This window comes from Rhizobium sp. WYCCWR10014, from assembly GCF_001657485.1.
In the GTDB taxonomy this organism is placed as follows: Bacteria; Pseudomonadota; Alphaproteobacteria; order Rhizobiales; family Rhizobiaceae; genus Rhizobium.
In genome coordinates this window covers 312,515-334,688 of sequence record NZ_LXFU01000029.1, presented here as the reverse complement: position 1 = coordinate 334,688, position 22,174 = coordinate 312,515, and the positions used below count along the sequence as shown (strand labels likewise).

Genomic DNA, 22,174 nt, shown 5'->3' with positions numbered 1-22,174 from the left:
TCCGATGTTCTTCTTGTAAGGGGACATGCGCCATGGAAATTTTTTCTGTGCGGTCTTCTCAGAGTTTGCTTTTTAAAAACAATCCTAATAACGCAAAAAGTTCGAAGACCTCTGATATTGAAATCGAGACCAGAGCTCCCGCCCCGGCCTCATTCCAGATCGAAGACGAAGTTGGCGAAGGCCCGGATTTCACCGCGGTCAGCCCTGGAGAACTGCGCAATTACGCACGTCAGAGTTTCGACAGCGGCCTGATCGATCAGAACACCTACGCCGCGATCTCCGAACCACTGCCGATGCATGCGATCGATCCGCTCGGCAACATCATCGATCTCTCCAGCGTCACCGACGGCACCAGCTTCAATTTCCTCGATTACTACAAGAACCAGCTGCAGATCGCCATGTCGATCGGCGATCCCAATGAGGTTCAGACGCTGAAATCGATCGTCAATTTCCTCGATGGCTGATCGGAGCATGATGCCGAAAAGTGTGAGCGGTTTTCGGACGCCATCATGCTCTAACTTTAGAACAGGATGCATCCTGTTCTAGGTCAGGCCTTGCGCCAGCCGAGCAGGCCGGGCGTTGCGTGCCAGAGCGCCTGGGCGGCAAATCCCATGAAAAGCACGCCCGAGCAGCGCACGATCAACCGCTCATGGGCGCGATAGAAGCGCCGCACCGTACCGGCGCCGATGATGCCGATCAGGATGATGTCAGCCGTCACGAAACCGACGAACGAAACGACGAGCAGCACCGGCAACGCCTCGAAATCGAGCGCGCCGGCCGAGCCAGCAACCAGTGCGGTGAAAGTGGCGAGCGCCACCGGATAGCCCTTCGGATTGGTGACGCCGAAGATCAGACCACGGCGAAACGGCCGCTCGACCACAACAAGCGCCTGCCCCTCCGCTTTCGGCTTGGCATTGACGGCGCTCCAGCCGATCCAGGCGAGGTAGAAGCCGCAGGCAAGGCCGAGCAGGTCGAAGACGAAGGTTCCGATCGTCTTTGCCCCGACGATCGCGATCAGTGCCAGCGACGACCAGATAAGATCCCCGACCAGATGCCCCATCATGAAGAAGGCACCGGCCTTGCGGCCCTGCCCGGCGCCGATGCCGAGCAGCTGCAGGAAGGCGGGTCCCGGAATGAGCACGTAGAAGAGCGCCGCCAGAAAGGCGCCGAAGAGCAAAGACTGCGTCATGGAAATGCTCCGAGGATGATGACAGCAGACTAAGCGATCACGGCCATCCGTCAAGGGTGGTGCACTGCCATGGAGAGTGGGATCAGGTAGCAAACGCTACCAGAGGCGGCTTTCGGCCCGCGGTGGTACTGTCGTGTTGCTGGGAACTATCCGACCTCTACCGCCTCCAGCACCCAGGCCGTTCTCTCTGCCAGTTCGGGAATCTTGGCCAGATAGGCTTGATAATGGGGTGTCATGCGATGCACCTCGACGGCGGCGGCGTCCAGATAGAGTTCATCGAGCACGTATCGCTCGCCATGCGCCCGGTCGCACCAGACATCCCAGCGCAGATTGCCGGGTTCGGCCCGGCAAAGCGGTGCCATGCCAACAAGCAATGCTCGTAACTCGACGGCCTTTCCGAGATGAGCTGTCAGGATGGCTGTGATCTTGGTCGGCGACTGTGTCATACAGAACGCTCCTGATGGAATGCATGAGGTAACTTGCTTGGGCGGACGAGACGTTGCGGGCCGGGATAACAGCATAGAAGGCACGCCATCACCTTCCATGCCGTGTTCCATCAGATCACGCCGAAACCGTCACCCGGTTGAGGGCGTCGACCAGTTTCGCCGCAAGAGGATGATCCGATCGCGGATTTTGGCCTGTGATCAGCTCGCGGTCCTCTATCACATGGGGGGAGAAGTCGACCGGGTTCATCGTGACGTCGCCACCCGCCATGCGCAATGCGTCTGGCATGTTGAAATAGAGCTTGCCATGAAGGACCTGTTCTTCGATCGGTTTCTCCTCACTGGCGGAGAACACCGTCATCTTATAACCGGCATACTGCCAGCCCCTGGCGAGTTCAGACGCTTCGGAAACATCGCCTGCAATCAGGGCAGCCCGATATTCCTTTGCGTGCGGCAGTGCGGCAAGCGAGGCGATCGGCCCGTGGCAAAGAAAGGCCGTGGGCTTCCGGCGAGCATGAAAGCGGCGGAGGATCTCGCCGAGATCGGCATCCTGCATAAGATCGACGGCCGGTGCCTGACCGCCGGGTACGAAGACGCCGGCATAACCATCGATCCCGTCTTCGATGACTGATCTCAATGTCCTGATATCGTTCATCGCCCGATGGTCGTCGAAAAAGGCGCGCCCGCGCTTGTGAGCAGCTTCGTCGCCGTCAAAATGCTGTGCCGCGTCCGACACGGGATCGATGTGCGGCTTGGTGCCGTCGGGCGTTGCCAACACGATCTCGTATCCGGCGGCAACAAGAGCCATGGCTGGCACCACGGTTTCGTTGAGATATTGGCCGGTTGGGCCAGTTCCACCGCCCTGAATTTCAATCCGGGTGGCATTCGACCCAACGACAAGAACGTTACCCTTGCTCATAGAATCCTCCTTATTTGATGTGGTTAATTGGTGCCGTACGGCGGATGGTCACGATGGTAGAGCCCTTCAGGGATGTCTGCAGGCCACCTTGGCTCCGCCTTCCGTAAGCATCCATTTCGCTTCGAAGCGTAAGGCTATAACGAGGGGTGGCATCGTCTTATTCGCCTCTGTCGATCCGGATTTCAGTTGTTTCGCCCAAGCGAAAGAGGCCTGCTCGCCCTTGCCACCTATTGGGCCGCCTTCACAATGAGATCCGCTACCTCCTCGGGATGGGAGAGCATCGCCACGTGGCCGGAAGGTACTTCGATCATCTCCGCCTTTGCAGATTTCACCTGATCCCTTTGCATCTGGGGAGCGATGATCTGGTCCTGCGTCGCCACGACCATGAAAGACGGTTTGTCACGCCAGGCGGCATGGCTGACGGGCGTGGTGGTGGCACGCACATGGAAACGTCCCTGCACGACGGCAACGAGCCTCTGCTCGTCCGGGGAGAGGCCGGCCGCGAAATACCTGGAAATGCCTTCATCGCTTATCTTCAGATACCCATCCTCGTCCTTGACGAATGTCTTCCGGCTTTCCTGGTCAGGGTACTTGGAGGCGACATCGACCAGCGATTGACCGGCATCAGGCGCGTAGGCAGCTACGTAGACCAGGGATTTCACCTTCTGGTCATCACCCGCTTCCGTGATCACTACGCCGCCCCACGAATGACCGACGAGTACGATGGGTTCTTCGGCATCGCGGATCGCGCGCTTGGTGAAAGCCACGTCGCTCTCCAGGGACTCCAACGGATTTTGGACGGCGACAACTTTCAATCTGGCCTTTTCCAGAAGGGGGATGACTTTCTGCCAGGACGATCCGTCGGCGAAAGCGCCGTGAACAAGGACAACGGTCTTGGCTTTGAGATCCGCAGCGACAGCGGCGGGAGATGTGCTTGCGAACGCCACCAGGGCGCTGAAGATAAGTCCAAGGTTTTGGGACATGCGACGTTCTCCGATCATTGATCTCGATGGCGACACGGGAATAATCGACCAACCCAGCCTCGGAGGCATATTAATTGTGGTTAAATCCTGCGATTTTGCCGTGCTTAGTCGCGTGTTGGACTATTCAGGCTTTTTCTTTCGGATCCTTCGCCTATCGGGAACTGTCGAAGCCTGCGGCAGTCGTCCGTCACCGCCACAAACCCCGGAATTGCAAGGACGCGGCCTAAGACGCCCGGAGCTGCATCGTCTGTCCGCCATCCGAAGAGACAGCCATGCTTGCGCGGCACTGTTGAGCCGCTTGAACATGGTACAAAGACTGGCGTTGTTCGATGGGTGCGCGCTCCCCGGAGGCAAGGAGCTTGAACGCCGCATAGGCTTTAGCGATGCCCGATAGCTTGAGGTGCGCAGGTCCTGTTCCCGGATGAAGTGAGAGGAGGGACTTGTCGATAAGATTGCCGATCGATTTGATGATATCTGCCTGCTCGAAGTCATCATCTTCCACGACCGCGAGGGCAGCATCAACGGAAAACTCGCCCGGGAATACCGACAGTCGCCTGAATACCCGTTGATCCATGTCGGATAAAAGAGCGTAACTCCAATCCATCATCGCTTCTGCGGTTTGGTGGCGTGGGTTGGCGTATCGGCTGCCCCTCCATCGCAAGGAGAGCTGGTTGTCCAACAGCTCCGCGACCCGATCTAGGCCGTAGGGGGCCATGCGGCTCGCCACAAGTTCTATCGCCAGCGGATTGCCGTCCAATCTCCGGCAAATAGCCGCTATTGCCGCTGCTTCCTCGTCGCCTAACGACTCCAGATAGCCGCCATCGACCGCACGTTCCACGAAAAGCTGAATCGCAGGCCAAAGTAGCGCCTGAGCGGCAGTCAAACGCCCTGTAGGCGGAGGAACACCAAGTGGCCGGAGAAGATATACGGCCTCGCCGGGCAAACGGAACGCTTCTCGGCTCGTGGCGAGAATATGCACACTGGCGGTACGCCTGAGCACCGAACTCACGATATCGGCCACGGTGTCAATAACGTGTTCGCAGTTGTCAAGGATTACGAGGGTGCCTCGTGGAGACAACTGACCGATGATGTCGCCGATGGCATCGCCTGCTGAAAAGGGGATCTCCAGAGCCGAGGCTACCGCTTCCAAGACGGCCGTTTCATCATCGATGATGCCGAGATCGACAAAACACGCATGGTCAAACATGTGGAGGGCGTGCGCCACCAAGATGGCCAGAGTCGTCTTGCCGACCCCTCCTGCACCCACAACGGTCACGAACCGGCGCTCAGCCACCATCTGCGAAAGCTTGGAAATATTCTCGTCTCGGCCGATAGGGTGGCTCAAACGAGGCGGAAAAGAGGTATTCGTTGCGCCGTTAGATCCATTGCAAGCCTGATCGCAGCTCACGGGCGCATACCTGTCCTCCAGCTCGGACGCCTCTTCCCATATGACGGGGGCGACGAAGCTGTAGCCGCGGCCCACCACGCTGACGATATAGCGATTACCGTTTTCGCCACAGCCGATTTCGCGCCTCAGATGCGTCATTTGCACTCTTATGTTGGAGGCTTCGACGTGGAGACCGGGCCATGCGAATGCCATGAGCTCCCCGTGAGAGAGAACCCGTCCATGATTTTGAACGAGAGCGGCAAGGACGTCGAAGGCGCGGCTGCCTATCGCAAGCAGATCGTCGCCTCGCCGGAGAACTCTTGCAGCCGGATTCAAGCGATATGGTCCGAACCCGAAATAGCCGTTCCCAGCGTGAGTTTCCATATTGGTTCCCCTCAATGGTTTTGCACTCGTAGGGCAGTTAATCCATATATATTCAGCTTCAATATTATGAGAGTTCGCTCCCAATGGGAGGTAAAATCCGGTAAATATTGGCGTGGAATGGTTTGCCGCGGCAGAAACTTCGCGCCGGCGGTCCGAGACTTTACAGGCTGTAAGTAGTTATGCGCGACGGAGGCACTGACCAGCAGACCTGTGCGGCGACGTTGTTTATTGATTTGAAGATCCAAGCATCGGGTGTTCCGTCGAGGAAAGACTGAACGGCGAGCGGTGGGCGCGGCCCTTAAAAATGAGGCAACTGGGGTCAGTTCGTCCGACAGGCCCACAGGCGGGAGGCAGACCCTCCCGTGTTCGTTCGCTTAGAGTGATGTTGAGATTGCCGCGTCCACCCGCGCGATAGTGACATTGATATCATTCTTGCGCCGGGTCGATCATCGGCACGCTAAGAGGAACACATGGTACCGACGGAACCGGATGATGTGGTGGCATTTGGTCCCTTTCGCCTTTACGGGGAGCATCGCCGTTTGTTTTGCGGTGCTGAAGAGGTTCAGCTTGGCGGTCGGGCAATGGAGATGCTCGTGACCTTGGCCCGGAAGAAGGGTGAGTTGGTATATAAGGAGGAGCTGTACAATGCCGCGTGGCCCGGCATCTTTGTCCATGAAGCCAATCTGAAAGTGACGATCGCTTCGCTTAGGCGGGCATTAAGGGAATACACTCCCACAGAAGACTATATCAGGACGTTCGTAGGCCGTGGCTACCGGCTGACCGATCAGGTCATTACCGGAGAAATCCCAAAAATTGCGGATCTTCCCGTTGTGGCAAACACCCGATTTCCCGAATTGGCCACGGTTATCGGACGGGATGCCGAAATCGCTGAATTGCGAGCTAGGATTGCCGCCAACCGGCTGACGACGATCGTTGGCCCTGGGGGCATCGGCAAGACAACGGTTGCAGTCGCCACAGTGCAACTGCTCGAAGACGAAGAGGGAGATCTCATCACCTTCATAGATTTCTCCCGAGTGGCCGGCGAGGAATTCGTCATCCCTTCAGTTGCGGCTGCGCTGGGCATCAGTTCAGGTAGCCAGGATCGCCTCGACGCGATCTCATCCATCCTCGCTCGAAGGAAGACCTTGCTGTTGCTGGACACGTGCGAGCATGTGCTCAATGCCGTTGCCCATCTCTGCGATGTCATTGTGGCAAACACAAGTGATGTGAGGATTCTGGCGACGAGCCGCCAGGCTCTCCGCGCGAAGCGAGAAGAGGTCTTCTGGCTTGCTCCTCTGGAAGTTCCACCGCCTGACCATATCCATACAGCCGAACAAGTCCTCCGTTATTCCGCACCACAACTTCTCGTCGAACGAGCGTCAGAGAAAGGGAAATACAAGACGGAGGATGGGGATGCATCTGCCGTTGCCGAGATCTGCAGGCGGCTCGACGGATCGCCTCTCGCCATAGAACTTATCTCATCCCGGCTCGGAAGCCGAAGTGCTGCTGATGTTCTCGAAGAACTTGACGATCGTTTCGCCACACTGGTCGGACCTGACCAGGAGGGACCGCTTCGTCAACAGACTCTGCTGGCGACGATGCAGTGGAGCTACGCACTCCTTACGAAGAGCGAGGCAGCCGTGTTGCGTGCCATCTCGATCTTCATGGGCACGTTCGATATGGATGAGGTTGTTTGCATCGTTGTCCACCATGGTTTGGATCCAACGGTCGTCTTTGATGCCATTGCCGGCCTGCGCGCCAAGTCGATGCTGAGCGTCGAACAGATGTCAGGTGGTATGCGATACCGGCTTCTCGACAGTACTCGAGCATTCGCAGGCAATCTGCTGGAAGCCGCGGGGGAACTGACCGCTGTGTCTCAGGCCCACGCCCGACTTGTGCTGGACATCTTCACTCGTGCGAATGCCGACCAGGCAAGACTTCCGACGCGGCAGTGGCATATCGCCTACGCCAGTCGTGCGGACGATTTGCGCAGGGCCATCGGCTGGGCACTCTTTCTTCGCGCCGATCCGCTGCTTGGCATGCAGTTGGTGGCATCGGGGTTGCCACTGTGGCATGAGTCGTCGTTGAGCGAAGAGGCCCGCAGGAACTGCGAACAGGCGCTCGTCGAGTTCGATCGGATTGGCTGCAGAGACACAACCCTGAAGCTCAAGCTGGTCGTCGGGCTCGCCGCAGTGAGCAGCTACATATCAGCCGATGCGGAGAAGGCTATCAAGATCTTTGAAACAGCAATTCAGCTATCACGTCAGATCGGCGATAGTCGGGCCGAGTGCCAAGCCTTAGGCGCCCTGGCGAGATATCGGCTCCTGCCTGGCCACCAGACCGAAGCCCGGAAGACTCTCAGAGAATTGAAAGGGCTCGCCATGCGCTCCAATAATCGGGCGGCGCAGTGGGAGCATGAGCATCTTTGTACGGAATGGGAAATCATACGTTGCGAGTACCGGCCGGCGATTGCACGGTTGGAGAAATTGCGTCTGGAGTTGCAAAATACCGCCGATGGCACGGTTTCTCGCTTCGACCTCGATCCAAGGATCAGGACGGATACTATATTGGCCGCACTCTACTGGCTTGGATCGCGCAGGCCTGGGACTGGTTTGAATAGAGTTCAAGCTGCAGCGAGGGAGGCTTTGGAAGCCCGTCATGGATGGACGCTTATTTATTGCTACACTCACGGCGTGCTTTTCGTGCTGTGCGAATGTCAGGAGCATGCTCTAGCCAGGGAATATGCCGCGCTACTAAAGGATACGATCTTCCGTCACGGCATGCCGGCATGGATTCCGGTCGCAAGCTGCTACATTGAGGCGCTTGACGCGCTTTCAGGCGTTCGAAAGGACCCGGATGGACTAATGTCAGCGTTCGATGGGCTCCGCACGGGCCTCAAGCAGATCGGACGTCATGTTTATTATGCGCTTTTGATAAGAGCCCTCTATGCGAACGGGCACATGGATGAGGGCGTACGGATTCTCGACTATTTGTTTGAAGTGGGACCGCAACGTTCGATGGTGCCCGAGCTGCTACGTCTTAGGGCTGTCAAAGAACGATCGGTCGGCCGCGACGAAGAAGCACTTTCCACCTTGCGGGGATCTTTGACAGTGGCGGAGGAAAATGGAGCATGGGCGTGGCAAATTCGCTGCGCAACTGATCTTGCTGCTCTGCTTAGAGACCGATTGCAGATCGATGAGGCCAAGAGCGTTCTCGAGCCAGTGTATGGCCAGTTCATCGATGGGTTCGATACTCCGGACTTGCAGAGAGCCCGAAACCTTATGACGGAGCTGCAGGATCTTGGACGACTTCCGGGCTCATAGCGAGTCGCCAGACGCATCCTCAAACGCCACCGATCGATCCGCTGTTTCGCGGCTCACCGGATTGCTCGCCAGCCAGCCGTGGATCGAGTGGACCACGACTGATCCTTCGCCGACGCTGGAGGCAACGCGCTTGACGGATTTGGCTCGGACGTCGCCGACCGCGAATATGCCCGGGACGCTGGTCGCATAGGGCGAACCGTTCGGTGCGCCGTCGTGGTCGTAGCCAGTCAGGATGAAACCCCGATCATCGAGTTCGACGCAACCGTCCAGCCAGTCCGTGTTTGGGACAGCCCCGATCATCAGAAAGAGGTTCGATATCGTATGTTCGGACTCTTCCTTCCCGGGTTGTCCCCATCGCACCGATGAAAGGTAGCCTTCACCGGCAAGCGAGGTGATTTCGCTGCGGGTATGTAGGGTAATCCGCGGGGACTGCATGATGCGACCGACAAGATAGTCCGACATAGCGTCCGAAGGTCCGTCACCCCGGACGAGCAGATGCACATGACGCGCCTTTGCCGACAGGAAGATCGCGGCCTGCCCGGCAGAGTTTCCACCGCCCACCACCACGGCTTCCGTGCCTTCGCAAAGCTGCGCCTCGATCGACGTCGCCGCATAGTGAATTCCCTTCCCCTCGAAGCGTTGGGACTCGGGAATATCCAGTCTTCGGTAGCGAGCGCCGGTCGCGACAACGACAGATCGGCCAAACACCATATTGCCACCTTCCAAGTGCACCCCAAACGGATAGCAAGTGCAATCGAGACGCCACGCCGCCTCGGCGACGGCGAAACGTGCGCCGAACTTCTGAGCCTGTATTTGCGCTCGCCGGGCGAGATCCTGTCCCGAAATACCCATTGGAAATCCGAGATAGTTCTCGATGCGCGAACTCGTGCCCGCCTGTCCGCCAGGCCCAACCGCCTCTATGACCAGCGTGTTCAGCCCTTCGGATGCGGCGTAGACCGCCGCCGCGAGACCGGATGGCCCGGCACCCACGATAACCACGTCATATGCATGCGAAGAGCTCAGCCGCTCCGTGATCCCGAGAGCCTCGGCAAGATCATGGTTGGTCGGCTGAGTGAGTACCCTGACGCCGTTGAGAACAACGATCGGCAGGCTATCGGCGTCGGCATGGAATGTCTCCATTGCAGCCCGTGCATCGTGGTCGACGTCAGTGTCGAGGCAGCGATAGGGATAGCCGTTCCTTTCCAGGAAAGTCTGACTGCGGACCGTATTTCCGGAGCGGCAACTGCCCACGATCACGGTGCCGCCCTCGGCGAATTCCAGAAGTCTGGCGCGCCTCAGTATAAGCGCACGCAAAATGATCTCTCCGATGTCCGGCTCGGCGTTCACCAGCCTGAGAAGCGATACGCGGGAAAGGCGGATGACAGACGTGGAAGCCGTGGTTTGCGCGCATACCAGAACCGCCCGTCCGCTTAGATGATGCAACTCTCCAGTGAATTGATTGACCTGGTGCCTGGCGACAATCGCGTGGCCCCCGTGTCCGTCGCTTTCGAACACGTCGACTGACCCGTTCAGAATGATGAAGAAATCGACCTCCCGATCACCGACTTCATACAAGTATTCACCGCCGTCGAATTGATCCCTCCGTCCGAACGGGGCAATGCGTGCCATCATCTCGGGCGTGAGGCGAGGAAACGCCTCGCCAGGTATCTCCCTTAGTTCGGCGGAAATCGGGCTGTTGGCTGTGCTGAAGTCACCGCTATAGGCCATCACTAAAACCTCGGTATCGGCCCGCGCTGCGGCGTTTGATCGGGAAGCACGACGAACTCTTCGTCGACGTAGCACCAGCCCCATCCCTCCGGCGGATCGTAGCCTTCGATGATCGGATGGGCCGTGGCGAAATAATGCGCGGTCGCATGTCTACCTGACGAGTTGTCACAGCATCCCACATGCCCGCAAGACCGGCACAGCCGCAAATGTACCCATGCCATGCCGGATGCCAAGCATTCCTCACATCCCAGGGATTGAGGAAGGACATTTGAAATGCCCAGCCGATGATTGCAGGACTGTGACATCTTTTCTCCTAACGACATCCGGCGACTTACTTTCGGTCATCGCCGAGTCATCCAACGGGGAATGCTCGACGAAAGCCTACCTGCGTCCGCCTGCGGCAGCCCGTTAAACAGCGCTTATCATCGTGAAATACTGGGAAACGGCGAAACTGCCGCTGGCCATATACGGAGGACGTTCGCGAAAACAACGGGCCGGCCGGTCGCCTTCAACCTGCATAGTCACAGATAACGGTCGGCAAGTGATCAAAACCGAAGGGCCTTTCATCAGCCACGAAGGACTTTGCTAATTCGAGCAAGGGCGATGAGATGCCAGATTTCGCGCACATTCACCCCATTTAGCGCGCACCGCCGCGAGCAGATGTTAACCTGCATCCACTCCAAACGACGGGAACGCATCGCCCGGACGCTCCGGCTTGCCGCCCGTGAACATTGAAAGTCCGGCAGGACGGCGCGCTGATCGGCAGCGTCATCATCTTCGACGGCGCGCTCCCCGTCCTCCGCGTACGGCGGTTGATTAGGTGCCGTGGGAGCAAGCGCTGGATCGGTGGAGCAGGACATCGCTGTCGCCGAGGCCGCCATATCCGCCGTCGACCTCAATCCAGCAGATACGCATTTCGCCACTCAGGAAAGGAGCAAACAAGATGACGACCAATATCGAAGGAAAAGTCGTGTTGATCACCGGTGGCGGCACGGGCCTGGGCGCGGAGACCGCCCAGATGCTCGCCTCGAAGGGGGCGAAGGTCGCGATCGCCGCGCGTCGGCGGGGCAAACTCGACGAAGTAACCTCCAGGATTTCCTTCTCCGGCGGCAAGGCGAAAGGCTATGAGCTGGATGTGGCAGACAAGAACCAGTTCAAATCGGTCGTGGACGCGGTTGTATCCGATTTCGGGAAGCTGGATGTCCTGATCAACAATGCCGGGCTGATGCCCATCCGTCCCATGGTGGAAGTGAACACGGAAGAATGGGACGCGATGATCGACGTAAACCTCAGAGGCAGCCTGTATGGTATCGCCGCGGTTCTTCCGATGTTCATCAAACAGGAAGCGGGCCACATCATCAACATCAGCTCCGTCGCGGGGGTCAAGGTCTTCGCGCCGGGTGGCACGGTCTACTCCGGCACCAAGTTCGCCGTCCGGGCCATCTCGGAGGGGTTGCGCCAGGAGGTCGGAAGCAAGATCAAGGTGACCTCGATCGAGCCCGGCGCCGTCGAGAGCGATCTCAAGCACACGACCAGCGGCACATCGCAGGGCACGGTCATGGAATTCTACAAGTCGGCGATCCCCGCCAGTTCCGTCGCCGGGGCGATCACCTTCGCCATCGAGCAACCCGCCGATGTTGACATCAACGAGATCGTGCTGCGTCCGACGGCGCAGGAATTCTGATCGGCGGATCGAATCCACCGCTGCCGCGACTCTGACGATCCAGACCCCCGAACCGGGCCGCGGTGTGCGTGAACGCGCGTCTCAAGGTTCAAAGACCGGTCGTTTCCGACCCCGATATAGAAAGGAGAATATGACATGGCCTATCAGAGCGTAAATCCGGCGACCGGCAAGGTCCTTAAGACATTCGACAATCACAGCGACGCGGAAATCGAACGCGCGCTCGCCTCGGCGCATTCCCTCTACAAGTCGCCGTGGTGCAAGGGCGGCAGGGCTCCCCGGCTCAAGGTCCTGAGCCGGTTTGCCGAATTGGCGAACGAGCGCGTTGAAGACCTGGCACGCATTCTCACCCTGGAAATGGGCAAGCGCATCAACGAAGCGCGCACGGAGGTGCGTATCATCGCCGATATCGCAAACTACTATGCCGACAACGCGGAAACCTTTCTCGCCCGCGAGAAGGTTGAGACATCGAAGGGCGATGCATGGCTGGAGTATCATCCGATCGGTGTCGTCGTCGCCGTCGAGCCCTGGAACTTCCCCTTCTACCAGTTGATCCGCGTGGCCGGACCGAATCTGGCGATCGGCAATCCCGTGCTCGCGAAACATGCCAGTATGGTCCCACAGGCCGCCGTCGCCTTCGAAGAGCTGCTGGCCGAAGCGGGTGCGCCGGAGGGCGCCTGGACGAATATCTTCGCGACGGGTGATCAGATCTCCAGGCTCATCGCCGATGACCGGGTCCAGGGCGTGGCTCTCACTGGTTCCGAGGGTGCGGGCAGCATCGTCGCGGCCAACGCCGGCAAGAACCTGAAGAAGTCCGTGATGGAGCTCGGCGGAAGCGATGTCTTCGTCGTTCTCGACGATGCCGACATCGACAAGGCGGCCGTCGTCGGCGTCGAGGCCAGGCTCCGCGGATGCGGTCAGGTCTGCAATGGCGCGAAGCGCTTCCTCATCCACGAGAAGGTCGCCGACGAATTCGTGAAGAAGCTCGCTGAGAAATTCACCAACACCAAGATCGGCGACCCCATGGATGAAACGGTCGGATTGGGGCCGATGTCGTCGATCGGGGCACGAGACGACATCGCCGGGCAGGTCCAGCGCGCTGTCAAGGCCGGGGCCAAGGTCCTGGTCGGCGGGGAGGTGATCGAGGGGCCGGGTGCGTACTACAAGCCGACCATCCTGACCAATGTGTCTCGAGACAATCCCGCCTACTTCGAGGAGTTTTTCGGTCCAGTGGCGCAGGTTCATGTCATCAAGGACGATGAGGATGTCGTCAGGATCGCGAACGATTCGAACTTCGGGCTTTCCGGGGCTATTTTCACTGCAAACGTCGAGCGCGCCAAGTCCCTCGCTTCGCAGGTCGAGACCGGCTCCGTATGGATCAACACATCCTCCTTCACCGGGCCGGAACTTCCGTTCGGCGGGGTCAAGAGATCAGGCTATGGTCGCGAGCTCGCAGGCGCGGGTATTAAGGAACTGGTAAACCAGAAGATGGTGCTCGTCGCGCATTGATCGGCCTCCGAAGCCGGGCGCATCACATTGAGAGCTACCGGTGCCACGATGGGCCGCAGCCGAGCGGCCCATTTTGTTTTAGTGCCGAGGGGAGGACTAACATACTGAACCATATAGTTCAGTGGTTAACCTGATCGCGCAGGAAGCGCAAGCGTCCCGAACTTTCCGTGCCATAGACCGGTCATCCGAGGTCATGCGCCGCGGCGGCGGCAGCAAAATCGTCTGCTGCGGGGCAAAAGCGGACCTTCGAGCTCCTGATGAACCAATGTCAGCTTTCGGCGCCTGCTCCCCGAAAGCCGTCCGCCGGCGGCCCCGTAGCGGTCGTCTATCCAAGCCGAGCCATATCCGTTGTTGGTGCAATCCGGCCATCCAGAACGCTCTATGAACTTGGTGGCGTTTGCTACCTCACTCCACGAAAAAGCCCGCGCGGCAATGCCGGCGGGCTCACATCCGGTTCGAAAAGCAAACCGTGATTACTTCGCGAGGTTGCGCTTGGCGAGCGTGCGCAGGCGCAGCGCATTGAGCTTGATGAAGCCGGCCGCATCCTTCTGGTCGTAGGCGCCCTGATCGTCCTCGAAAGTGACGAGCTTGTCGGAATAGAGCGACTTTTCGCTTTCGCGGCCGATGACCATGACATTGCCCTTGTAGAGCTTTAGCGTCACTTCGCCTTCGACATGCTCCTGGCTCTTGTCGATCAGCGCCTGCAGCATCTCGCGCTCCGGCGAGAACCAGAAGCCGTAATAGATCAGCTCGGCGTAACGCGGCATGATCTCGTCCTTGAGATGGGCGGCACCGCGGTCGAGCGTGATCGATTCGATGGCGCGATGCGCCGAAAGCAGGATCGTGCCGCCTGGCGTTTCGTAGACACCGCGCGACTTCATGCCGACGAAGCGGTTCTCGACCAGGTCGAGACGGCCGATGCCGTTGTCGCGGCCGTAATTGTTGAGTGTCGCCAAGAGCGTCGCCGGGCTCATGCGTACGCCATTGATCGAAACCGCATCACCCTTTTCGAAGCCGACCTTGATGGTCGTTGCCTTGTCGGGTGCGGCCTCCGGCGAAATGGTGCGCATATGCACATATTCAGGCGCTTCCTGAGAGGGGTCCTCGAGAACCTTGCCTTCGGAAGAGGAATGCAGAAGGTTGGCGTCGACAGAGAACGGCGCTTCGCCCTTCTTGTCCTTGGCAACCGGGATCTGATGCTGCTCGGCGAAGGCCAGCAGGTCGGTGCGGCTCTTGAACGCCCAGTCGCGCCACGGCGCGATGATCTTGATGTCGGGGTTCAGGGCATAGGCCGACAGTTCGAAACGGACCTGGTCGTTGCCCTTGCCGGTCGCGCCATGAGCGATCGCATCGGCGCCGGTCTTCTTGGCGATATCGATCAGATGCTTGGAAATCAGAGGACGGGCGATCGAGGTGCCGAGCAGATAGACGCCCTCGTAGACGGCATTGGCGCGGAACATCGGGAAGACGAAATCGCGCACGAATTCCTCGCGCACGTCCTCGATGTAAATCTCCTTGATGCCGAGCATCTCGGCCTTCTTGCGCGCCGGCTCCAGCTCTTCGCCCTGGCCGAGATCGGCGGTGAAGGTGACGACTTCGGCGCCGAGCTCCGTCTGCAGCCACTTCAGGATGATCGAGGTGTCGAGGCCGCCGGAATAGGCGAGAACGACTTTCTTCACGTCTTTGTATGATGCCATGATGATGAGGTCCGTTGCATAAAAGGCCGGCGAAAACCCGGTGTCGCGGCACTTTTAGCGAGATTGACGCGTGACGCAAGACCAAGTGCGACGGTGACGGTGCCGATACCGTTTGACAGCGCCAAAGCGGAGCCCATATTCGCCAGCGTCCGCAAATGCTCGAGGAGAGGCTGCCCCCGTGACGAATATTCAAGACATTTTCAAGAAGTCCAATGTTGCCGTCATCACCGGCGGCGCCTCCGGCATCGGCTTTGCCGCGGCGAAATATTTCGCCGGACGCGGCATGAGCGTCGCCATTGCCGATCTCGGCGGCGATCGGCTGGCCGACGCCGCCAACGAACTCAAGGCCATTGCCGGCGAGGAAAATGTGATGGCGGTCGAGACCGACGTCGCCAGCAGAGACTCGCTGGAAGCGCTCGAACGCGCCGTCCTCCAGCGTTTCGGCCGTGTGCACGTGCTGATGAACAATGCCGGAATCGGCCCGGAAACCTCGATCTTCAGCCCGCAGGCGAATTGGGACAATATCTTCGCCGTCAACCTGATGGGTGTGATCAACGGCACGCGCACCTTCGGCCCGAAGATGCTGTCGCACGGCGAGCCAGGCCTGATCATCAACACCGGCTCCAAGCAGGGCATCACCACGCCGCCCGGCAACCCCGCCTACAACATCTCCAAGGCTGGTGTGAAAGTCTTCACCGAAGCCTTGCAGCATGAGCTTCGCAATACCGAAGGCGGAAAGATCTCCGCCCATCTTCTGATCCCCGGCTTCGTCTTCACCGGCCTCACCAAGGGCGACCGCGCGGAAAAACCGGCTGCCGCCTGGACGCCGGAACAGACCGTCGATTTCATGGTCGAGAGCCTGGAACGCGGCGATTTCTATATTCTCTGCCCTGACAATGATGTGGCACGTCCGGTCGACGAACGCCGAATGGCCTGGGCGGCCGGCGATATCATCGAGAACCGTCCGCCACTGTCGCGCTGGCACAAGGACTATGGCGACAAGTTCAAGGCCTTCCTCGAACAGAAGTAATCGGCGCCAGAGCATGATGCCGAAAAGTGTGCGCGGTTTTCGGGTAACATCATGCTCTATTTCTTTGACTTGGATTCGAATGATTTTAGGCCGATCAGGCCTAAAATCATTCGAATCTAGAAGGTTTGATTGGTAATTTTCTGAAAGCCGGGTAAGAGATCCCCAGATCCTTTCCGGCTTCAGAGTGTGTCATGGATTTCCTGCCCAGCCTGCCGACCCTTCTCGCCTTTGCCGCCGCGACGCTGCTGCTTGCGGCGACCCCAGGCCCCGATATGACGCTGTCGATCAGCCGCGCGCTGGCCCAGGGCAAGAAGGCGGCGCTCTTCGTTGTCGTCGGCACCAGCCTCGGCATCGTCGTCCACACCATGCTGGTCGCTTTTGGCATTTCGGCGCTGATCACCGCCTCGCCGACCGCCTTCCTGATCCTGAAGACCGGCGGTGCCGCCTATCTGCTCTGGCTGGCGGTGCAGGCGATCCGCTTCGGTTCGAAGCTCACCGTCGCCAAGGTCGAGGAGCAGAAGGGCACCGCCCTTTCGAACATCTCCTCAGGCTTCTGGGTCAATCTTCTGAACCCCAAGGTCATCATCTTCTTCATGACCTTCCTGCCGCAATTCGTCAGCGCGGGCGATCCGGCCGTCACCCACAAGCTGCTCTTTCTCGGCTTCTGCTTCATCCTGATCGGCATGCCGGTCAATGCCAGCGTCGTCTTTGCCGCCGACTGGCTGGCCTCCTGGCTGCAGAACAACAAGAAAGTGCTGCGCGGCATGGACTATACCTTCGCCGGCGTTTTCTCGGTCTTCGCCGCGAAGATCCTGCTCACGCAGGCGAAATAGCCCGCGGTCGGCTTCGATCCGCCCGCGGTTGGTTTATCAATCCGCCCGCGGTCGGTTGTTCGATCCGCCCGCGGTCGTGAAACGATCCGCCGCCAGCTACAGCAATATTCGCGAGACGCCCACGCCGGAGCAGGCAGTGACCGCGATTTCGTCGTCTTCCAAAATTATTCCATGCCTTTCGCGCGATTACTTGTGATCAACATATGATCGCAAGTCGGCAATTGTGGCTAGGCCACGCCGCCTTCTCTGCCCACATATCCTTTACGGCTCACGAAGAGCTGCCTTGAAAGGATAAGTCCATGATTACGTTCCGCAATATCATAACAGCGGGAGTTGTTGCGCTGACGCTTGCCGTCACGTCCCTGACCGCGACAACACCTGCCTTAGCCCACGGCGGCGGAGGCCATGGCAGTGGCGGCTTCTCGCGGGACGGCGGCCACTTCGGCGGTGGTGCGCATATGGGCGGCGGCAATTTCGCCGATCGCAGCTTCGGAGCGCATCACTTCGGCGGAGCCGGTCATTTTGGCGGACACCGCGACGGCCGTTTCGCCTTCCATGATAGAAATCGTCTGTTCTTCGGCGACGACGACTATTACCCGGAACAGTGCCAGCCGGAATGGCTCAACCAGTACGGCCATCGCGTTCTGGTGGAAGTCTGCTCTTGAGCAGCAATCCGCCCGCGGTCGGTTGATCGATCCGCTCGCGGTCGATTGATCGATCCGCCCGCGGCCGGTAACCGGTCCGCCGCGGGCGTGAAACGATCAGCTGCCCGCTAACCGATCAGCAACGCATCGTCATCCAGCGTCTGGCCGCGCATCTTGCGGAACATGGCGATCAGATCCTCGACCTGCAACGTCTTGCGGCTGTCGCCGGCGACATCGAGCACGATCTCTCCGCCATGCAGCATCACCGTGCGGTGGCCATAGTCGAGCGCCTGGCGCATCGAATGCGTCACCATCAGCGTCGTCAGCTTGCGCTCGGAAACGATTTTCTGGGTCAGGCCCATGATGAATTCCGCCATGCCGGGGTCAAGCGCCGCGGTATGTTCGTCGAGCAGCAGCACCTCCGAGCCGGCCAGCGTCGCCATGACGAGCGAGACCGCCTGCCGCTGGCCGCCGGAAAGCAGGTCCATGCGGTCCTTCATGCGGTTCTCGAGCCCGAGATTGAGCTCGGCGATCCTCTCGCGAAAATGCTCGCGCCGTTTTGCGCCCAGCGCCGAAACAAGCCCGCGCCGTTCGCCGCGGCGCGCCGCAAGCGCCAGGTTCTCCTCGATCGACAAGGCACCGCAGCTTCCGGTCAGGGGGTCCTGGAAGACACGAGCGACGAGCCCGGCGCGCGCCGCTGTCGTCTTGCCTGTCACGTCGGCACTGCCGATCAGCACCTGCCCCTCGCTTGCCAGCACATCGCCGGCAAGCACGCCGAGCAATGTCGATTTGCCGGCGCCGTTGGAGCCGATGACGGTAACGAAGGAGCCTTCCTCGATCGTCAGGCTGACGCCGTTCAGCGCCTGCTTCTGCAGCGGCGTGCCACGCCCGAAAACAACCTTGATGTCCTTGACGCTGATCACGATGCGGCACCTCCGCGAAGACGGGGAAGGATGAGCGCCACAGTCACCAGCACCGCCGTGACGAAATTGAGGTCGGACGCCTGCAAGCCGATGACGTCGCTCGAAAGCGCCAACTGGATCGCGATGCGATAGAGGATCGAGCCGAGCACGCATCCAACAAGCGCGATCAGCAGACCGCGCCGCCCGAGCAGCGTTTCGCCGATGATGACGGCCGCAAGACCGACGACGATTGTGCCGACGCCTGAGGTGACATCGGCAAAGCCGTTCGTCTGAGCAAACAGCGCGCCGCCGAGCGCCACCAGCGCATTCGAGATCGCCATGCCGAGATAGATCTGCCGGCTGGTATCGACGCCCTGCGCCCGCGCCATCCTTGCATTGGCGCCTGTCGCCCGCATTGCAAGGCCGGCATCGCTTTCCAGGAAACGCCAGACCAGGATGAGCGCGATGACGACCAGAACACCGACGAAGAGCGGCCGCACGTAGAAATCGCGAAGGCCATGGCCGAAGAACGGGCTGATCATCGTGTCGGCATTGATGAGGGCGACATTGGGTTTGCCCATCACGCGCAGATTGACGGAAAACAGTGCGATCATCGTCAGGATCGAGGCAAGCAAATTGAGAATCTTGAAGCGCACGTTGAGCAGTGCCGTCACCATGCCCGCAGCGGCGCCGGCGGCCATGGCGATCAGCGCCGCAAGCCAGGCATTGACGCCGGCAATGATCAGCACGGCCGTCACCGCCGCGCCAAGCGGAAAGGAGCCGTCGACCGTCAGGTCGGGAAAGTCGAGAACTCGAAAGGCGAGATAGACGCCGAGAGCGACGAAGGAATAGACCAGTCCGAGCTCGACGGCCCCCCAGAATGCGATTTGGCTCAAGGCTTTCAGCCCCTTTTTATGTCCGTTCCGCCCGTCGCGAAACGAAGCCTTTTAATACAAACAACCGCTCCCGTGCAAACGAGAGCGGTTTGAATACGACGAAGGCGGCAGACGTACCGGCCGACTATTCGATGACTTTGGTAGCGCGGGAAAGCACGCTCTGCGGCAGGGTGACGCCCATCTTCTCGGCCGCAGCCTTGTTGACGACAAGGTCGCTGCCGGCGGCGGTCTTGACCGCGATATCGCCCGGGTTCTCGCCCTTCAGCACACGCACGACGATCTCGCCGGTCTGCTTGCCGACATCATAATAATTGAAGCCGAGGGCGGCGATCGAGCCGCGCGAAACCGAATCCGTATCGGCGGTAAAGAGCGGCAGCTTGCTCTCCTCGGCAACCGCAACAGCGCCTTCGAGCGCGGAAATGATCGTGTTGTCGGTCGGAATGTAGATCGCATCGGCGCGGCCGACGAGTGCGCGTGCCGCACCCTGGACCTCGGCCGATTTTGTGGCGGCCGATTCGACCACCTTCAGGCCAGCCTTTTCGGCTTCAGCCTTCAGCACGGCGAGCAGCGAAACGGAATTCGCCTCGCCGGAATTGTAGAGATAGCCGATGGTTTTCACATCAGGCAGGATTTCCTTGATCAGCGCCAGATGCTCGCCGACCGGCGACATGTCGGAAAGGCCGGTGACATTGCCGCCCGGCTTGTCCATATTCTTGACGAGCTGGGCGCCGAGCGGATCGGAGACGGCCGTGAAGACGACGGGAATGTCACGCGTCGAGGAGACGACAGCCTGGGCTGATGGCGTCGAGATCGGCACGATGACATTGGGCTCGTCACCGGCGAACTGGCGGGCGATCTGGGCTGCCGTCGCCGGATTGCCCTGCGCCGATTCGAACACGAATTTCAGGTTCTCGCCTTCCTTGTAGCCCGCAGCCGCCAGCGCATCGAGAACGCCCTTGCGCGCCGCATCCAGCGCCGGATGTTCGACGATCGCCGTCACGGCGACGGTGACGTCGTCAGCCTTCGCGGGCAGGGAAAGGGCCAAAGTGGCGGCAAGAGCGAGTAAAATCGGGCGCATGGGGATCCTCCTGAATGATTTTGGGGGCACTTTTAGGAAAAGCGCCCCCTGAAATCAATCGCGGAGAATTGTAGCGAGGATCAAACTTGCTGATCAGTCGTCGGCGCCGTGATTGGCGATCATCATCGCCTCGAAGGCCAGACGTTCGGTCTTGCGCATGCGTTCGGATTCCGATTTCAGCTGGCCGCAGGCGGCAAGAATGTCGCGGCCGCGCGGCGTGCGGATCGGCGAGGCATAACCTGCCGAATTGATGAAATCGGCAAACTTCTCGATCTGCTCCCAGTCGGAACACTGATAATTGGTGCCGGGCCAAGGATTGAACGGAATGAGATTGATCTTCGCCGGCACGCCCTTCAGGAGCTTGATCAGCCCCTTGGCGTCTTCCAGGCTGTCATTGACATCCTTCAGCATCACATATTCGAAGGTGATGCGCCGCGCGTTCGAAAGGCCCGGATAGGTCCGGCAGGCCTCGATCAGTTCCTTCAGCGGGTACTTCTTGTTGATCGGCACGAGAATGTCGCGCAGATCGTCGCGCACCGCATGCAGCGAAATCGCCAGCATGACGCCGATTTCCTCGCCGGTGCGGAAGATCTCCGGCACGACACCGGAGGTGGAAAGCGTCACGCGGCGCCGGGACAGCGACAGGCCGTCACCATCCGTGGCGATCAGCAATGCCTGCTTGACGGCATCGAAGTTATAAAGCGGCTCACCCATGCCCATCATGACGATGTTGCTGACCTTGCGGCCCTCGGCAGGCATGATCGTACCCTGCGGCGCTTCGCGGTCCGGGAAATCGCCAAGTCGGTCGCGGGCAAGCAGCAGCTGCGAAAGAATTTCCTCCGCCGTCAGGTTGCGCACCAGACGCTGCGTCCCGGTATGACAGAAGGAACAGGTGAGCGTGCAGCCGACCTGGCTTGAGATACAGAGCGTGCCGCGGCCCTCTTCCGGAATGTAGACGGCCTCGATCTCGACGGGACGCCCGGCGCCCCGCGGCGGAAAGCGCAGCAGCCATTTGCGCGTGCCGTCGTTGGAGACCTGCTCCTCGACGATCTCGGGACGTGCGATAGTGAAATGCTGCTTCAGCATCTCCCGCATGTCCTTGGCGACATTCGTCATATGGTCGAAGTCGGAGACCCCTCGCACATAGATCCAGTTCCAGAGCTGCGAGACGCGCATCTTGATCTGCTTGTCGGGCACACCCTTTTCCCGGAGTGCCGCCCCCATCTCCTCGCGCGACATGCCGATCAACGACGGCTTCTCGAGGTTGGCGGACGTGCGCGCCTGCGGCTTGGTGACAACGATCGCATCCATGACGGACATAGGCATTCATCCCGAATTCAAACATGTGGCTGCTCCTCGCAACCCCGCGGACTTCAGCAGTGAGCCGGAAGACCTGCGGGCGCATGACAGCACATCGGCAGAAATTGAATGGCGGAACGGCGACTGAAATCGCGATCTGTCCGCTGTTGGCGCCGGCTTTAGCATCATTTTGCCCGCGCGTCACCATCAAGCATGTCGCGCAAAAGTGTGCAGCGGTTTTGCGACTAC

19 protein-coding genes are annotated in these 22,174 nt (G+C 59.6%); 7 read left to right on the top strand and 12 right to left on the bottom strand.

Annotated elements, in window-relative coordinates; all coding sequences use genetic code 11:
* Window positions 1-32: 32 nt before the first annotated feature.
* Entirely contained in the window at window positions 33-464 is a 432-nt protein-coding gene (locus A6U98_RS10250; RefSeq protein WP_064649681.1) for a hypothetical protein, read from the top strand.
* A gap of 83 nt (window positions 465-547) precedes the next feature.
* Here the strand turns inward: A6U98_RS10250 and A6U98_RS10245 are convergent, their stop codons facing one another.
* The 5 genes from A6U98_RS10245 to A6U98_RS10225 form a co-directional block, all read right to left on the bottom strand.
* Window positions 548-1,189 (bottom strand): LysE family translocator, encoded by a 642-nt coding sequence (locus tag A6U98_RS10245; protein WP_012759334.1) that lies wholly within the window; start codon window positions 1,187-1,189, stop codon window positions 548-550.
* Between the two features lie 146 nt (window positions 1,190-1,335).
* Window positions 1,336-1,635 carry an antibiotic biosynthesis monooxygenase gene (locus tag A6U98_RS10240; RefSeq protein ID WP_018243941.1) on the bottom strand — a complete coding sequence of 100 codons (300 nt, stop codon included), beginning with the start codon at window positions 1,633-1,635 and terminating at the stop codon, window positions 1,336-1,338.
* 115 nt (window positions 1,636-1,750) lie between these two features.
* On the bottom strand, window positions 1,751-2,551 hold the full coding sequence (locus A6U98_RS10235) for a type 1 glutamine amidotransferase domain-containing protein (protein ID WP_064649680.1): 801 nt from the start codon (window positions 2,549-2,551) through the stop codon (window positions 1,751-1,753).
* Between the two features lie 227 nt (window positions 2,552-2,778).
* Window positions 2,779-3,534, bottom strand: coding sequence for an alpha/beta hydrolase (locus A6U98_RS10230; RefSeq protein WP_082933865.1), 756 nt, complete (start codon window positions 3,532-3,534; stop codon window positions 2,779-2,781).
* Between the two features lie 223 nt (window positions 3,535-3,757).
* Window positions 3,758-5,305, bottom strand: coding sequence for a winged helix-turn-helix domain-containing protein (locus A6U98_RS10225; protein WP_064649678.1), 1,548 nt, complete (start codon window positions 5,303-5,305; stop codon window positions 3,758-3,760).
* Between the two features lie 470 nt (window positions 5,306-5,775).
* On the opposite strand from A6U98_RS10225, the gene A6U98_RS10220 reads away from it, so the two are divergent.
* Complete coding sequence (locus A6U98_RS10220) at window positions 5,776-8,628, top strand: winged helix-turn-helix domain-containing protein (protein ID WP_064649677.1); 2,853 nt, start codon at window positions 5,776-5,778, stop codon at window positions 8,626-8,628.
* Here A6U98_RS10220 and A6U98_RS10215 read toward each other — a convergent pair.
* Window positions 8,623-10,356, bottom strand: a complete 1,734-nt coding sequence (locus A6U98_RS10215; RefSeq protein ID WP_064649676.1) for an FAD-dependent oxidoreductase — start codon at window positions 10,354-10,356, stop codon at window positions 8,623-8,625. The two genes, A6U98_RS10220 and A6U98_RS10215, sit on opposite strands and share 6 nt — an antisense overlap.
* A 2-nt stretch (window positions 10,357-10,358) precedes the next feature.
* Window positions 10,359-10,661 (bottom strand): UBP-type zinc finger domain-containing protein, encoded by a 303-nt coding sequence (locus A6U98_RS35695; protein WP_082933864.1) that lies wholly within the window; start codon window positions 10,659-10,661, stop codon window positions 10,359-10,361.
* A gap of 638 nt (window positions 10,662-11,299) precedes the next feature.
* Here A6U98_RS35695 and A6U98_RS10210 point away from each other — a divergent pair.
* Window positions 11,300-12,040 carry an SDR family oxidoreductase gene (locus tag A6U98_RS10210; protein ID WP_064649675.1) on the top strand — a complete coding sequence of 247 codons (741 nt, stop codon included), beginning with the start codon at window positions 11,300-11,302 and terminating at the stop codon, window positions 12,038-12,040.
* Window positions 12,041-12,175: 135 nt separating this feature from the next.
* Window positions 12,176-13,546, top strand: a complete 1,371-nt coding sequence (locus tag A6U98_RS10205) for an NAD-dependent succinate-semialdehyde dehydrogenase (RefSeq protein WP_064649674.1) — start codon at window positions 12,176-12,178, stop codon at window positions 13,544-13,546.
* Window positions 13,547-14,019: 473 nt separating this feature from the next.
* Here the strand turns inward: A6U98_RS10205 and A6U98_RS10200 are convergent, their stop codons facing one another.
* Window positions 14,020-15,243 (bottom strand): argininosuccinate synthase, encoded by a 1,224-nt coding sequence (locus tag A6U98_RS10200; RefSeq protein ID WP_064649673.1) that lies wholly within the window; start codon window positions 15,241-15,243, stop codon window positions 14,020-14,022.
* 178 nt (window positions 15,244-15,421) lie between these two features.
* On the opposite strand from A6U98_RS10200, the gene A6U98_RS10195 reads away from it, so the two are divergent.
* The 3 genes from A6U98_RS10195 to A6U98_RS35690 all read left to right on the top strand — a co-directional run bounded on the left by A6U98_RS10195 (window position 15,422) and on the right by A6U98_RS35690 (window position 17,771).
* Entirely contained in the window at window positions 15,422-16,273 is an 852-nt protein-coding gene (locus tag A6U98_RS10195; protein WP_064649672.1) for an SDR family NAD(P)-dependent oxidoreductase, read from the top strand.
* Between the two features lie 191 nt (window positions 16,274-16,464).
* Window positions 16,465-17,106, top strand: coding sequence for a LysE family translocator (locus tag A6U98_RS10190; protein WP_064649671.1), 642 nt, complete (start codon window positions 16,465-16,467; stop codon window positions 17,104-17,106).
* A 299-nt stretch (window positions 17,107-17,405) separates the two neighbouring features.
* On the top strand, window positions 17,406-17,771 hold the full coding sequence (locus tag A6U98_RS35690) for a hypothetical protein (RefSeq protein ID WP_082933863.1): 366 nt from the start codon (window positions 17,406-17,408) through the stop codon (window positions 17,769-17,771).
* A 107-nt stretch (window positions 17,772-17,878) separates the two neighbouring features.
* Here the strand turns inward: A6U98_RS35690 and A6U98_RS10180 are convergent, their stop codons facing one another.
* From A6U98_RS10180 to rlmN, 4 genes are all read right to left on the bottom strand, one after another.
* A complete protein-coding gene (locus A6U98_RS10180) occupies window positions 17,879-18,673 on the bottom strand; it encodes an ABC transporter ATP-binding protein (protein ID WP_064649669.1) in 795 nt (264 codons plus the stop codon).
* On the bottom strand, window positions 18,670-19,548 hold the full coding sequence (locus A6U98_RS10175) for an ABC transporter permease (RefSeq protein ID WP_017989717.1): 879 nt from the start codon (window positions 19,546-19,548) through the stop codon (window positions 18,670-18,672). The genes A6U98_RS10180 and A6U98_RS10175 overlap by 4 nt, the downstream gene beginning before the upstream one ends.
* Window positions 19,549-19,672: 124 nt before the next feature.
* Window positions 19,673-20,626 (bottom strand): ABC transporter substrate-binding protein, encoded by a 954-nt coding sequence (locus A6U98_RS10170; protein WP_064649668.1) that lies wholly within the window; start codon window positions 20,624-20,626, stop codon window positions 19,673-19,675.
* A gap of 93 nt (window positions 20,627-20,719) precedes the next feature.
* Window positions 20,720-21,946: a 23S rRNA (adenine(2503)-C(2))-methyltransferase RlmN gene (gene rlmN, locus A6U98_RS10165; RefSeq protein WP_064649667.1), complete on the bottom strand. Its 1,227-nt coding sequence runs from the start codon at window positions 21,944-21,946 to the stop codon at window positions 20,720-20,722.
* Window positions 21,947-22,174 lie beyond the last annotated feature (228 nt).

Excerpts from the sequence above, each read along its gene's own strand:
- A6U98_RS10210 (WP_064649675.1), top strand. The coding sequence starts at position 11,300 with ATGACGACCAATATCGAAGGAAAAGTCGTGTTGATCACCGGTGGCGGC.
- A6U98_RS10190 (WP_064649671.1), top strand. The coding sequence starts at position 16,465 with ATGGATTTCCTGCCCAGCCTGCCGACCCTTCTCGCCTTTGCCGCCGCG.
- A6U98_RS10215 (WP_064649676.1), bottom strand. The coding sequence starts at position 10,356 with ATGGCCTATAGCGGTGACTTCAGCACAGCCAACAGCCCGATTTCCGCC.
- A6U98_RS10200 (WP_064649673.1), bottom strand. The coding sequence starts at position 15,243 with ATGGCATCATACAAAGACGTGAAGAAAGTCGTTCTCGCCTATTCCGGC.
- A6U98_RS10170 (WP_064649668.1), bottom strand. The coding sequence starts at position 20,626 with ATGCGCCCGATTTTACTCGCTCTTGCCGCCACTTTGGCCCTTTCCCTG.
- A6U98_RS10230 (WP_082933865.1), bottom strand. The coding sequence starts at position 3,534 with ATGTCCCAAAACCTTGGACTTATCTTCAGCGCCCTGGTGGCGTTCGCA.
- A6U98_RS10205 (WP_064649674.1), top strand. The coding sequence starts at position 12,176 with ATGGCCTATCAGAGCGTAAATCCGGCGACCGGCAAGGTCCTTAAGACA.
- A6U98_RS10240 (WP_018243941.1), bottom strand. The coding sequence starts at position 1,635 with ATGACACAGTCGCCGACCAAGATCACAGCCATCCTGACAGCTCATCTC.
- A6U98_RS10220 (WP_064649677.1), top strand. The coding sequence starts at position 5,776 with ATGGTACCGACGGAACCGGATGATGTGGTGGCATTTGGTCCCTTTCGC.
- A6U98_RS35690 (WP_082933863.1), top strand. The coding sequence starts at position 17,406 with ATGATTACGTTCCGCAATATCATAACAGCGGGAGTTGTTGCGCTGACG.
- A6U98_RS10245 (WP_012759334.1), bottom strand. The coding sequence starts at position 1,189 with ATGACGCAGTCTTTGCTCTTCGGCGCCTTTCTGGCGGCGCTCTTCTAC.
- A6U98_RS10225 (WP_064649678.1), bottom strand. The coding sequence starts at position 5,305 with ATGGAAACTCACGCTGGGAACGGCTATTTCGGGTTCGGACCATATCGC.
- A6U98_RS35695 (WP_082933864.1), bottom strand. The coding sequence starts at position 10,661 with ATGTCACAGTCCTGCAATCATCGGCTGGGCATTTCAAATGTCCTTCCT.
- rlmN (WP_064649667.1), bottom strand. The coding sequence starts at position 21,946 with ATGTCCGTCATGGATGCGATCGTTGTCACCAAGCCGCAGGCGCGCACG.
- A6U98_RS10250 (WP_064649681.1), top strand. The coding sequence starts at position 33 with ATGGAAATTTTTTCTGTGCGGTCTTCTCAGAGTTTGCTTTTTAAAAAC.
- A6U98_RS10235 (WP_064649680.1), bottom strand. The coding sequence starts at position 2,551 with ATGAGCAAGGGTAACGTTCTTGTCGTTGGGTCGAATGCCACCCGGATT.